The organism is Brevundimonas sp. UBA2416, assembly GCF_002343105.1.
Taxonomy (GTDB): Bacteria; Pseudomonadota; Alphaproteobacteria; order Caulobacterales; family Caulobacteraceae; genus Brevundimonas.
Map to the genome: position 1 here is coordinate 69,331 of NZ_DDRM01000018.1, position 11,643 is coordinate 80,973.

14 protein-coding genes are annotated in these 11,643 nt (G+C 69.3%); 4 read left to right on the forward strand and 10 right to left on the reverse strand.

The window, feature by feature from the left end:
- Positions 1 to 433, reverse strand: a 433-nt coding sequence (locus tag B3E43_RS06125) for an NAD(P)/FAD-dependent oxidoreductase (protein WP_292027601.1), incomplete at its 3' end; no start/stop codon positions are given.
- A gap of 76 nt (positions 434 to 509) precedes the next feature.
- Here B3E43_RS06125 and B3E43_RS06130 point away from each other — a divergent pair.
- Complete coding sequence (locus B3E43_RS06130) at positions 510 to 818, forward strand: hypothetical protein (protein ID WP_292027603.1); 309 nt, start codon at positions 510 to 512, stop codon at positions 816 to 818.
- Here B3E43_RS06130 and B3E43_RS06135 read toward each other — a convergent pair.
- From B3E43_RS06135 to B3E43_RS06165, 7 genes are all read right to left on the reverse strand, one after another.
- Positions 815 to 1,825, reverse strand: a complete 1,011-nt coding sequence (locus tag B3E43_RS06135) for a mitochondrial fission ELM1 family protein (RefSeq protein WP_292027605.1) — start codon at positions 1,823 to 1,825, stop codon at positions 815 to 817. The genes B3E43_RS06130 and B3E43_RS06135 overlap by 4 nt on opposite strands.
- Positions 1,795 to 2,214, reverse strand: a complete 420-nt coding sequence (locus B3E43_RS06140) for a VOC family protein (RefSeq protein ID WP_292027606.1) — start codon at positions 2,212 to 2,214, stop codon at positions 1,795 to 1,797. The genes B3E43_RS06135 and B3E43_RS06140 overlap by 31 nt, the downstream gene beginning before the upstream one ends.
- 4 nt (positions 2,215 to 2,218) lie before the next feature.
- The gene (greA, locus tag B3E43_RS06145) at positions 2,219 to 2,692 is read right to left on the reverse strand and encodes a transcription elongation factor GreA (RefSeq protein WP_292027608.1); all 474 of its coding nucleotides are present in this window, start codon (positions 2,690 to 2,692) and stop codon (positions 2,219 to 2,221) included.
- 126 nt (positions 2,693 to 2,818) lie between these two features.
- On the reverse strand, positions 2,819 to 3,019 hold the full coding sequence (locus B3E43_RS06150) for a hypothetical protein (protein ID WP_292027610.1): 201 nt from the start codon (positions 3,017 to 3,019) through the stop codon (positions 2,819 to 2,821).
- Between the two features lie 100 nt (positions 3,020 to 3,119).
- Positions 3,120 to 3,785 carry a glutathione S-transferase family protein gene (locus tag B3E43_RS06155; RefSeq protein WP_292027613.1) on the reverse strand — a complete coding sequence of 222 codons (666 nt, stop codon included), beginning with the start codon at positions 3,783 to 3,785 and terminating at the stop codon, positions 3,120 to 3,122.
- 61 nt (positions 3,786 to 3,846) lie between these two features.
- Positions 3,847 to 4,050, reverse strand: a complete 204-nt coding sequence (locus tag B3E43_RS06160; RefSeq protein WP_292027615.1) for a cysteine protease — start codon at positions 4,048 to 4,050, stop codon at positions 3,847 to 3,849.
- 57 nt (positions 4,051 to 4,107) lie between these two features.
- Positions 4,108 to 5,430, reverse strand: a complete 1,323-nt coding sequence (locus B3E43_RS06165) for an amidohydrolase (RefSeq protein WP_292027617.1) — start codon at positions 5,428 to 5,430, stop codon at positions 4,108 to 4,110.
- A 113-nt stretch (positions 5,431 to 5,543) separates the two neighbouring features.
- On the opposite strand from B3E43_RS06165, the gene selD reads away from it, so the two are divergent.
- Genes selD through B3E43_RS06180 form a run of 3 tightly spaced genes read left to right on the forward strand, consistent with a single transcriptional unit; the run spans position 5,544 to position 8,944 of the window.
- On the forward strand, positions 5,544 to 6,590 hold the full coding sequence (gene selD, locus B3E43_RS06170) for a selenide, water dikinase SelD (protein WP_292027620.1): 1,047 nt from the start codon (positions 5,544 to 5,546) through the stop codon (positions 6,588 to 6,590).
- On the forward strand, positions 6,587 to 7,639 hold the full coding sequence (gene mnmH, locus B3E43_RS06175) for a tRNA 2-selenouridine(34) synthase MnmH (protein ID WP_292027622.1): 1,053 nt from the start codon (positions 6,587 to 6,589) through the stop codon (positions 7,637 to 7,639). The genes selD and mnmH overlap by 4 nt, the downstream gene beginning before the upstream one ends.
- Positions 7,640 to 7,648: 9 nt before the next feature.
- Positions 7,649 to 8,944, forward strand: coding sequence for a dicarboxylate/amino acid:cation symporter (locus tag B3E43_RS06180; protein WP_292027624.1), 1,296 nt, complete (start codon positions 7,649 to 7,651; stop codon positions 8,942 to 8,944).
- Here B3E43_RS06180 and B3E43_RS06185 read toward each other — a convergent pair.
- Positions 8,941 to 9,237: a DUF1294 domain-containing protein gene (locus B3E43_RS06185; RefSeq protein ID WP_349677563.1), complete on the reverse strand. Its 297-nt coding sequence runs from the start codon at positions 9,235 to 9,237 to the stop codon at positions 8,941 to 8,943. The two genes, B3E43_RS06180 and B3E43_RS06185, sit on opposite strands and share 4 nt — an antisense overlap.
- The coding region (gene carB, locus B3E43_RS06190) for a carbamoyl-phosphate synthase large subunit (protein ID WP_292027626.1) at positions 9,234 to 11,643 on the reverse strand (2,410 nt) is incomplete at its 5' end. The genes B3E43_RS06185 and carB, both read right to left, overlap by 4 nt.

Consider the following 11,643-nt stretch of genomic DNA (forward strand, 5'->3'; position numbering starts at 1 on the left):
AGAAGAAGCCGTCGCAGGTGGCGCAGGCCGAGACGCCGAAGCCCTGGTATTTCGCCTCGCTCTCGATCCCCAACCATTTGGCCTGGGCGCCGGTCGAGATGATCACCGTTTCGGCCAGCAGTTCAGTCCCCGAATCCAGCGTCAGGCGGAACGGCCGCTGCGACAGGTCCGCCTTGACGACGATGTCCTCGATCACCTCGGTGCCGACATGCTCGGCCTGGGCGCGCATCTGATCCATCAGCCAGGGGCCCTGGATCACGTCGGCAAAGCCGGGATAGTTCTCGACATCGGTGGTGATGGTCAGCTGGCCGCCGGGCTGAAGGCCGGCGATGACGACCGGGTTCAACAGGGCGCGCGCGGCATAGATGGCGGCGGTCCAGCCGGCGGGGCCGGAGCCGATGATGGCGACGCGAACGGTTCGGGGAGTGCTCATACCCCTATTTAGGCGTTGATTCTGTCCGGCGCGATGGCAGGTTCGCCGGGATTCACAGGTCTGATCGGAGGATGACATGGCGCAATCCAGCTTTCTGGGCATCGGCATAGCCATCGGGGTGGCGGTCGGCACCGCCATGGGCATCGCCCTGGACAATCTGGCGCTCGGCATCGGCATGGGAACCGGTGTCGGGCTGGCGATCGGCGTGGCGCTGGACGCCAGCCGAAACAGCAAGGCGCGCGACCGGTCGGGTTCGGACGGCGGCGGTGGCGGGGCCTATGCTTCAGACAGCGGCGGGCGCGACAAGAGCCCGGACGGCGGGTCGGACAGTGGCTCCGACGGCGGGTCAGGCGGCGGAGATGGCGGCGGCGGGGGCGGCGACTAACCCTTCGTCATCCGCTCCAGAACAGTCCGCGCCGCGCGGTCTGTCTCGGCCAGCGGCGCATAGCTCCAGCTTTCCAGTACGCCATCGAAGGGCCGGGCCGCGCCGCGTTCGCGCAGATCGCCGTGGAGACGGGCGAACTTGTCCGCCGGCTTCAGCGGGATCATCGGCAGGATATGCACGGGCTTGCCCGTCGCGGCGGCTTCGGCGGCCATGTTGGCGCTGTCCTCGGTGACGAGGATGTGGTCGGCGAAATGCAGGTAGGCGAAATAGGGGTTGGGCCCTTCGCCGTCCCAGGTCCACCCCGGCAGGGGTTTCAGCCGCTCCGTCAGGACGGCCTTGGCCGTTTCGGGCGTGCGGCGCGAGAAGGTCAGCATCAGCGAGCCGCCGGCGGCTTCGATGGCGCCGGCGATGCGGTCGGCGAGGTCGGCGGCGTGGGCCTCGGTCAGGTCGAAGGCGCGGGACCGTCCGCCAATCAGGGCGGCGATGCGGGGGTGGGGCAGGCGCTGCAGCCGGTCTGCGAAGTCGGCGGCGCCTTCAGCCAGTCGCGCCTCCGTCACCCGGTGCGGCGATCCGGTGATCGACAGGACATTGGCGCCCTCCACCCGGTCATGGGCTGGAGCGACGACCAGGTCATAGGCGCCGTTGCGCCAGCGCGGGTCCTGGGTCTGGACCACGAAGGTTCTGCCGCCTGACAGCTCGCGCACCCGCGTCGACATCGGCAGTGTCGCGCGGCCGGTGGCGATCCACAGGTCGGGCCATTCCTCACCGGCTGCGGGTTCGGTCGGATCGGACGACAGGTCCAGCATCCACGACGTCTTCAGCGCCGAGGGCAGTTTGTCGAAGGCCGGACGCCAGCGGATGCGGCGCACGCTGATGGCGGCGGGGGTCAGCCGCTGCACGGCCTCGGCCAGGCCGAGGGCCTGGTTCTCCATGCCGATCCGGCCGTCCGAGACGACCCAGATGGAGAGGGGGGCGCTCACGTCGCGGCGGGCGGCGCGATCCAGCACATGGCCTCGACCTTGTTGCCGTCGGGATCGCGCAGGAAGGCGGCGTAATAGCCGGGCGCATATTCGGGGCGCGGGCCGGGCCGGCCGTCGTCCAGACCACCCGCCGCCAGTCCCGCCTCGTGAAAGGCGACGACGGTCGCGGGGTCGGACGCATTGAAGCAGATATGGGCGCCGTTGCCCGGCGCCGCGCGCTTGCCGTCGTGCGGCTGGGCTGCCCAGAATTCGGGGAAGGCCCGGCCATAGCCGATGCCGACGCCGTGTTCGAGAATGCGCCGCGCGCCGAGCACCGCCATGACGGCGTCATAGAAGACGCCGGCGCGCGACAGGTCGGTGACGCCGACCGAAACATGCGACACCAGAGGCGGGCGTGTTCCGGGGGCGTTCGTCACCGGCCTATTTCCACTCGACCTTGAGGATTTCGTAGGCCTTGACGCCGCCGGGGGTGTTGACCTCGACCACGTCGCCGATCTCCTTCGAGATCATCGCCCGGGCGATGGGCGAAGCCACGGAGATCTTGCCCGCCTTCACATCGGCCTCGTGCTCGCCGACGATCTGGTAGCGGGCCTCTTCCTCGGTGTCCTCGTCGACCACGGTGACCGTGGCGCCGAACATAACCTGGTTGCCATTCAGCTTGGACACATCGATGACCTGGGCGCGGCTGATCTTGTCCTCGATGTCGGCGATCTGGCCCTCGATCCAGCCCTGCCGCTCTTTCGCGGCATGATATTCAGCGTTTTCAGACAGATCGCCATGCTCGCGCGCCTCCGAGATGGCCGAGATCACGCTCGGCCGCTCCACGGACTTCAATTGCTTCAGCTGATCGTCGAGGACACGGTAGCCCTCGGCCGTCATCGGCACTTTTTCCATATGTCGTGAGTTTCTTGCTTCGCCCGACTGAAGATTTTGTGACGCCAGAGGTCGCTGGGCGCTTGCGACCGGCCAAAGAGACTAGGGCGCCAAGCCCCAAGGTTCAAGGGGCATGGCGCAACGGTGTTACATGGAACTCTGCGCCGGGCGGCCTCTCCGGCGCGTTCGCACCTGCCGGACGAGGCTCCACGCCAGCCACCCGATGGCTGCCAGCCCCAGCGCCATGAACAGGCTGGAGACGATGAACACCCCGGTCGCGATGAAGGCCAGCACGAAGGCGACGGCGGCGGTCAGGGCGGCGATGACTTGAATGGTTCTCAGGCGCATGACCCCGTTAACGTCCCATTCACGGCGGGGTTGCGGCCGAAGCGCACCGGGCGCGCGGTTCCTGTCCACTGTGGCGCCGGCGCCAGCCAGGGCGCGGGCCTCAGGCGTAGCTGTAGGGGCCGCCCCGTTCCAGCGCCCGCTGATAAGCCGGCCGGGCGTGGATCTTCTGCAGGAAGGCCTTCAGCTTCGGCTTGTCCGGGCCATAGGGAACCCGGCTGCCCGCGGCCTCGAGGGGGAAGCTCATCATGATGTCGGCGGCCGAGAAGGCGTCGCCGGCGAACCATTCGGACCGGGTCAGTTCGGCCTCCCAATAGCCGGTGTGGGCCGCGACCTGCGGATCGATCATATTGGCGTTCATCGCCTTGCTGATGCCGTTGGCCACGCCACGCGCCAGGAAGGGCACGCGTTTGGGCAGGACGGTGAAGATCAGCTTCAGCAGCAGGGGCGTCATGGCCGACCCCTCGGCATAGTGGAGCCAGTAGGTGAACCGCCGGGCCTCGGGCGTGCCGGCCGCGGGCCGCAAACCGGCCGAGGGATACGTCTCGAGCAGATATTCGATGATGGCCCCGGTCTCGGCGATCCGCGCTTCGCCGTCGTCCAGCACCGGCGACTTGCCCAGCGGGTGGATGGCCTTCAGCGCGGCCGGGGCCAGGTTGGTCTTCGCGTCGCGCTGATACCGCTTCACCTCATAGGGCAGGCCCATCTCCTCGAGCAGCCAGAGGACCCGCTGCGAGCGGGAATCGTTCAGGTGGTGGACAGTGATCATGGCGACGGCTCCGCTTGTTCCGCGCAGTTAGCGTGGTTGACGCGGCGTCGGTCCAGCGGATTCAGACGCTACGCCCGCTCCAGCGGCGGCGCGGGTGGACGGGTCGGTCGGTGGCGGTGGGATGTCTGGCCGCCTGACGCTGCTGCCAGAGCTGGAAGGCCAGGGTGGCCAGAGCCAGTTTGCCCGCGTGCCGACCGGCCACGCGCCGTCCGCCCTTGCTGAGCAGCAGGCCGCCGATCAGGGTCGCGAGTTTGGGAATGGGCATGGCGATCTCCGGTTCAGGGCCTGAAACGGACAAGGCCCGGAACGGTTCAGCCGCGCCTCAACCCCTTGGCATCAGCGCCTGCGCAGCGACCACCATGGCCTCAACCCCGGTGACGACCGAGGGCTGGGGGTCGATGCGGAACAGGGGCGAATGGTGGCCCGGAGCCGTGGCGACGTCCGCCGCGGGCGTGCCGCCGACGCTGAAATAGACGCCCTTCACCCCGGTGTCCGGGGTGATGAACCAGGCGAAATCCTCTGCCCCCATGCCGGTGCGGGGGGTGTCCACCAGCCGCTCGGGGCCCATGGCCGCGCCGATGGCGGCGCGCACGCGGGCGGCGGTGGCGGCGTCATTGATGGTCGCGGGGGTGGTCTCGGTCGGCGAGCGGACCACGGTCGGCAGACGGTCCTCGGATACGCCCAGCGCCAGGGCGGTGCCGCGCACGACCCGGTCGATGCCGTCCAGCAGGGCCAGCCGGGTCTCGGGATTGTCGGCCCGCACAGTCAGCTGCAGGTCGACCCGGTCGGAGATGATGTTGTGCTTGATGCCGCCGTGGAAGGACCCGACCGTCACAATGGCCCCCTCCAGCGGATTGATGCTGCGGCTGGGCAGGGTCTGCAGGTTCATCACGATGGCCGAGGCGACTACGATCGGGTCGACCCCCAGATGCGGATAGGCGCCATGGGTGCCGACGCCGTGGACGGCGATGTCCACGCTGTCCGAACTGGACGAGGTGATGCCCAGCGGCAGGTCGATCAGGCCGGTCGCGAGATCGGCCGAGACGTGGAAGGCCAGGGCTATGTCGGGCCTTGGGAAGCGGGTGTAGAGGCCGTCCTGCACCATGGCGCGGGCGCCGAAGATGCGCTCTTCGGCCGGCTGGGCGATCAGCACCAGGGTGCCGGACCAGTCCTGCCGCCGCGCCATCAGCTGCCGCGCCGTCCCGATCAGGGCAGTGATGTGCACGTCGTGGCCGCAGGCATGCATGACGGGCTTTTCGATCCCGTCGCTGTCGACCTGACGCGCGGTCGAGGCATTGGCCAGACCGGAATCCTCGGCCAGCGGCAGGCCGTCCATGTCGGCGCGAATCATGACCGTGGGGCCGTCGCCGTTGCGCAGCACGGCGACCACGCCCGTGCCGCCGACGCCGGTGGTCACGTCATAGCCCAGCGCCGTCAGCTGGGCCGCCATGATGCCGGCGGTGCGGACCTCCATACCCGACAGCTCCGGGTTGCGGTGGAAGTCGTCGAACAGGGCGCCGAGGTTGGCGTCATAGTCCCGCGCGATGGCCTGGCGCAGTTCGACATCGGTCGAGCCGGTCTGGGCCTGCGCCGCCCCGGCCGTGAAAAGCGCCAGCACCGCCGTCGTCGCAAGAAGAAGTCGCATCGTTCCGCCCCCGGTTTGAAGCGCGAACATTGGTCCGGCGGCGGCAGACTGGCAACGGCCAATGCAGTGACCGACCTGTTGAGTTCGGCGGCGGTTTGGCCCTAAGCCATGCCATGACCACGCCCGAACCCCGCCTGACCTCCCTCGCCCACGGCGGCGGCTGCGGCTGCAAGCTGGCCCCGGCGGTGCTGCGGGACATTCTGAAGGGGATGCCGCTGGCAGGACCCTTCGCCGACCTGATGGTCGGGACCGAAACCAGCGACGACGCGGCTGTCTGGCGGCTGAACGATCAGCAGGCGCTGGTGGCGACGACAGACTTCTTCATGCCGGTCGTCGACGACCCGTTCGACTTTGGCCGCATCGCTGCGACCAACGCCCTGTCCGACGTTTACGCCATGGGCGCGACCCCGATCTTCGCCCTGGCGCTGGTCGGCATGCCGGTGAATGTCCTGTCGACGGAGACCATCGGCCGCATCCTGCAGGGCGGCGCCTCTGTCTGCGCGGCGGCGGGCATCCCGGTCGCGGGCGGCCATTCGATCGATAGCGTCGAGCCGATCTACGGGCTGGTGGCGCTCGGTCTGGTGCATCCGGATCAGGTGCTGACCAATCGCGGCGCACAGGTCGGCGACGTGCTGATCCTGACCAAGGCGCTGGGCGTCGGCGTGCTGAGCGCGGCGTTCAAACAGGAGCGGCTGGGTCCGGACGGCTATGCGGCCCTGATCGCCTCGACGACGAAGCTGAACACGGTCGGGGCGAAGTTGGCGGGAATGACAGGGGTTCATGCGGTGACGGACGTCACCGGCTTCGGCCTGCTGGGCCATGCGCTGGAGATGGCGCGCGGGGCGGGGTTGACGGTGGAGCTGACGGATCAGCCGCCGCTGCTGGACGGGGTCGAGGCCCTGGCCACGGGCGGCGTGCGCACGGGGGCCTCGGGCCGCAACTGGGCCAGTTATGGCGAAGGCGTCGACCTGCCGGCGGGACTGGAGGACTGGCGGCGCGACCTGCTGACCGATCCCCAGACCGCGGGCGGCCTTTTGATCGCCGTCGCGGCTGATCAGGTGGACGAGGTTCTGGCGCTGGCGACGGGCGAGGGCTTTGTGCGGGCCGCCGTCGTCGGGCGTGTGGTCGAGGGCCCGCCGCGCGTCCGCGTCGTCGGATGATCCGCCACACGGTCGATCTGTCGCCCGCAGCCCGCGACGGCTTCGATGCGATCATCGACGTGCGCAGTCCGACCGAGTACGCCCTCGACCATATCCCCGGCGCGCTCAACCTGCCGGTGCTCGACGACGCCCAGCGCGCGGCGGTCGGGACCGAATATGTGCAGGGCTCCAAATTCCTCGCCCGCCGCACCGGCGCGGCCATGGTGGCGCGCAACATCGCGTCGCATCTGGAGGGGGCGCTGGCGGACCGCGGCGGCGGGTTCAAGCCGCTGGTCCATTGCTGGCGTGGCGGCCAGCGGTCGGGGGCCATGGTCACGGTGATGGACCAGATCGGCTGGCCGGTGACGGTGCTGGACGGCGGCTACCAGACCTGGCGGCGGCAGGTGAACGCGGCCCTGTACGACGCCCCCCTGCCGCACCGGCTGACCCTGCTGGACGGACCGACCGGGTCGGGCAAGACGGCGCTGCTGAACGCGCTGGCGGCGCGCGGCGTGCAGACCCTGGACCTTGAGGCGCTGGCCGCGCACCGGGGCTCTCTGTTCGGGGCCATGCCGGGCGGTCAGCCTTCCCAGAAGGCCTTCGAGAGCCGGCTGCACGACGTCCTTTCGCGGCTGGATCCCGCCCGGCCTGTCGTGGTCGAGGCCGAGAGCAGCCGGATCGGCGCGCGGGTGGTTCCGCCGTCGCTCTGGTCCGTCATGGCCGCCGCGCCCGTGATCGAGATCGCCGCCCCGGTCGAGGCCCGTGTCGCCCATACGGTCGCGACCTATGCCGACATCGCCGCTGATCCGGGCGCGCTCGACAAGGCCCTGAGCCGGATGCCGCGCCATCATTCCAGGGCGACGACCGCCGAGTGGCGCGCCATGGCCGCCCGGGGCGATATCGCCGATCTGGCCCGGCAGTTGATCGAGGCCCACTACGATCCCGCCTATCTGCGGACCGGCGCCGACCGCGCCCGGCCCGTGCTGGATCGCCTCCTGCTGGCGGATCTTTCGCCGGCCTCGATCGCGGCGGCGGCGGATGGGCTGGCGGCGCGCCTCGACCCGGCCTAGCTTCCCCACATGACCCGCTCCCGCACCGCAGCCCTGTTCTCCTCGCTCAGTCTCTGGGTGCTGCTGGCCCTCGCGGCCGGCCTGCTCGCCGGCGCGGCGGCCCAGACGTACGGCATCCCCGGCGGCACGGGCACGGTGGCCCTCGTCGACGGGCTGGGCCAGCTGTGGCTCAACGCCTTGCGGATGACGATCATCCCGCTGGTGTTCAGCCTGCTGGTGACCGGCATCGCCTCCATCGCCGATGCGGCCGCGACCGGCCGGCTGGCCCTGAAGGCGATCATCGTCTTCGCCCTGCTGCTGATCGGCGCGACGGTCTATGGCGTGTTGGCCTCGCTGGGCCTGCACGCGATCTGGCCGATCGACCCGGCCGGCGCGCAGATGCTGCTGGCGGGCGCGACCACGGACGAGGCGGTGCGCGGCAGCGTCAGCGGGGGCGGCTTCACCGCCTTCCTGACCAGTCTGGCCCCGTCCAACCCGATCCGCGCGGCGGCGGACGACGCCATCCTCGGCATCGTCGTCTTCGCCATCGTCTTCGGCTTCGCGACGACCCGACTGAGCGCCCGTCTGCGCCAGCCGCTGACCGTCTTTTTCGAGGCCGTGGCAGAGACCATGATCGTCATTGTCCACTGGGTGCTTCGCGCCGCGCCGTTCGGCGTCTTCGCCCTGTCGCTCGGGGTAGGCCTCAGGGCCGGCCTCGGCGCGGCGGGGGTGCTGGGCCATTACATCGCCATTGTGGTGCTGGCGCTCGTCGGCCTGATCCTCCTGACCTATGTGGTGGCCGTGGCCTTCGGCCGGGTCACCCTGGGGCGGTTCGCCCGCGCAATCGCCCCGGCCCAGGTCGTGGCCTTCTCGACCCAGTCGTCGCTGGCCTGTCTGCCGGTGATGGTCGAGCGGTCGATCGACCGGCTGGGCGTGTCGCCGGCGACCGCGGGGCTGGTCCTGCCGCTGGCAGTAGCGGTGTTCCGCATCACCTCGACAGTCGCCAACCTGGCCGTCTGCATCTATGTCGCCCACCTGTACGGCATCGCCCTGACGCCCGGCGTGCTGCTGGCCGGCGGCGTCACGGCCCTCGCCATCAGCGTCGGCACCGTCGGCCTGCCGGGTCAGGTCTCGTTCTTTGCCTCCATCGCCCCCATCGCCCTCGTCATGGGTCTGCCGCTCGAGGTCCTGCCCCTGCTGCTGGCGGTCGAGGTCGTGCCCGACATCTTCCGCACGATCGGCAATGTCACCGCCGACATGGCGGCGGCGCGGATCGTCGAAGGGCGGGATGCGGTGGCCGACCCGGAGGCGGCGTCGGGCATTTAGCGCAGCAGCAGCCAGAAGACGGCCGCCACCCCGATCAGGTGGACGACGATCACCATACCCAGCTGCGTCCTGAAGGGCTCCTTGCGTGTCTTGTGGCGCAGCAGGCGCTGCCCCATCCACGCGCCCACGCCGCCGAACAGGGCGCCCAGCAAGAGCGTGCTCTCCCGCACCCGCCAGCCGTGTTCACGCGCCTGGGCCTTGTCGAACCAGAACAGGGCGAAGACCGACAGTTCCGCGAGAGCGAGAAGGATCAGCGCCCGGTCGACGACGGACAGGTCGATCCCGATGTTCAGTGCGCGTAATCCTGGATCGGCCGCACATCCAGGTCGCCGGCCTTGATCGCCCCGATGGCCTGCGACGCGGCCAGCGCCCCCGCCGTCGTCGTATAATAGGGGATCTTCATCATCAGGGCGGTGCGGCGCAGGCTGAAGCTGTCCTGGAGCGACTGCTTGCCCTCGGTGGTGTTGATGACCAGCTGGACCTCGCCGTTCTTCATGGCGTCGACGATGTGCGGGCGGCCTTCCAGCACCTTCTTGACGAAGGCGACGGGCAGGCCCTGCTCGTTCAGGAAGCTGTGCGTGCCGCCGGTGGCCATGACGGTGAAACCCTCGGCGAGCAGGGTCTTCACCGCCTCCACGATGAAGGGTTTGTCGCCGTCCTTGACGCTGACGAAGGCGCAGCCTTTGACCGGCAAGGTCGTGCCGCCGCCGATCTGGGACTTGGCGAAGGCGCGGGCGAAGGCGGGGGCCATGTCAGCCTCGCCGTCGCGCTTCCAGTCCAGACCCATGACCTCGCCGGTCGAGCGCATCTCGGGGCCCAGGATGGTGTCGACGCCTGCGAAGCGGGCGAAGGGGAAGACCGCTTCCTTGACCGCGATATGGTCGTAGGGGATGTCGGTCAGGCCAAAGGATTTCAGCGGCACGCCGGCCATGACCTTGGCGGCGATGGCGGCGATCGGCTGGCCGATGGTCTTGGCGACGAAGGGCGCCGTGCGGCTGGCGCGCGGATTGACCTCCAGCACGAAGATGCGCGGCGCGGCGCTGTGCGGCTCCTCGATGGCGAACTGGACGTTCATCAGGCCGCGCACCTTCAGGGCCCGGGCCATGGCCTCGGTCTGGCGCTTCAGCTCGGCGATGGTGGCGTCGGACAGGGAGTAGGGCGGCATGGAGCAGGCGCTGTCGCCCGAGTGGACGCCGGCCTCCTCGATATGCTCCAGCACCCCGGCGACGAAGACGGTCTCGTCGTCGCACAGGGCGTCAACGTCCACCTCGGTGGCGCGGTTCAGATAGTGGTCGATCAGGACGGGATCGTCGCCCGAGACCCGCATGGCCTCGCCGACATAGCGGTCCAGTTGTTCGCGGTCGTGGACGATGACCATGCCGCGTCCGCCCAGCACATAGGAGGGGCGAAGGACGACCGGATAGCCGACCTCGTCCGCCTTCTGCGCGGCTTCCTCGGCGCTGCGGGCCAGGCCGTTGGGCGGCTGCATCAGGCCGATGTCGTGCAGCATGACCTGGAATCGTTCGCGGTCCTCGGCCAGGTCGATGGAGTCCAGGCTGGTGCCGAGGATCGGCACACCGTCTTCATGCAGCGCATGGGCCAGCTTCAGCGGCGTCTGGCCGCCGAACTGGACGACCACGCCGATGAGGTTGCCGGTCGACCGCTCGACCTCGATCAGCTCCAGGACGTCCTCGGCCGTCAGCGGCTCGAAATACAGGCGGTCGGAGGTGTCATAGTCGGTCGAGACGGTCTCGGGGTTGCAGTTGACCATGATCGACTCGACGCCGATGTCGGCGAAGGCGAAGGCCGCGTGACAGCAGCAGTAGTCGAACTCGATCCCTTGCCCGATGCGGTTCGGACCGCCGCCGAGGATGATCGCCTTCTTGCGGTCCGTCGGGTTGGATTCGCACTGCGGAACCTGGCCCAGGGCGCCGGTCTCATAGGTCGAATACATATAGGCCGTGGCCGAGGCGAACTCGGCGGCGCAGGTGTCGATGCGTTTGAATACCGGGCGGACGTTCAGGCCGCGGCGGGCGGTGCGGACGGCCTTCTCGGTCTGGCCGGTCAGCTGGGCGAGACGGGCGTCGGAGAAGCCCTTGGACTTCAGCTTGCGGAAGTCAGTGGGATCGGTCGGCAGGCCCTGGACCCGGATGTGGCCTTCGGTGCGCACGATGTCGGCGATCTGGCGCAGGAACCACGGCTCATAAGAACAGGCGGCGTTGACCTCTTCCACCGACAGGCCGTGGCGGAAGGCCTGGGCGATCACAAGGATGCGGTCCGGCGTCGGCTGGCCCAGCGCCCGCACCACGGCGGCGCGGGCGGAGGCTTCGTCCTCAACGTCGACGACGCCGTCGATCTCGATCTCGTTGAAGCCGGTCAGGCCGGTTTCGAGGCCACGCAGGGCCTTCTGCATCGACTCCTGGAAGGTCCGGCCGATGGCCATGACCTCGCCGACGGACTTCATCGAGGTCGACAGGGTCGCCTCGGCGCCCGGGTATTTCTCGAAGGCGAAGCGGGGGATCTTGGTGACGACATAGTCGATCGACGGCTCGAACGAGGCCGGCGTGACCATGGTGATGTCGTTGGTCAGTTCGTCCAGGGTGTAGCCGACGGCCAGACGGGCGGCGACCTTGGCGATCGGGAAGCCGGTGGCCTTGGAGGCGAGGGCGGACGACCGCGACACGCGCGGGTTCATCTCG

Excerpts from the sequence above, each read along its gene's own strand:
- B3E43_RS06165 (WP_292027617.1), bottom strand. The coding sequence starts at position 5,430 with ATGCGACTTCTTCTTGCGACGACGGCGGTGCTGGCGCTTTTCACGGCC.
- B3E43_RS06150 (WP_292027610.1), bottom strand. The coding sequence starts at position 3,019 with ATGCGCCTGAGAACCATTCAAGTCATCGCCGCCCTGACCGCCGCCGTC.
- B3E43_RS06155 (WP_292027613.1), bottom strand. The coding sequence starts at position 3,785 with ATGATCACTGTCCACCACCTGAACGATTCCCGCTCGCAGCGGGTCCTC.
- mnmH (WP_292027622.1), top strand. The coding sequence starts at position 6,587 with ATGATCCGCCACACGGTCGATCTGTCGCCCGCAGCCCGCGACGGCTTC.
- B3E43_RS06180 (WP_292027624.1), top strand. The coding sequence starts at position 7,649 with ATGACCCGCTCCCGCACCGCAGCCCTGTTCTCCTCGCTCAGTCTCTGG.
- B3E43_RS06160 (WP_292027615.1), bottom strand. The coding sequence starts at position 4,050 with ATGCCCATTCCCAAACTCGCGACCCTGATCGGCGGCCTGCTGCTCAGC.
- greA (WP_292027608.1), bottom strand. The coding sequence starts at position 2,692 with ATGGAAAAAGTGCCGATGACGGCCGAGGGCTACCGTGTCCTCGACGAT.
- selD (WP_292027620.1), top strand. The coding sequence starts at position 5,544 with ATGACCACGCCCGAACCCCGCCTGACCTCCCTCGCCCACGGCGGCGGC.
- B3E43_RS06130 (WP_292027603.1), top strand. The coding sequence starts at position 510 with ATGGCGCAATCCAGCTTTCTGGGCATCGGCATAGCCATCGGGGTGGCG.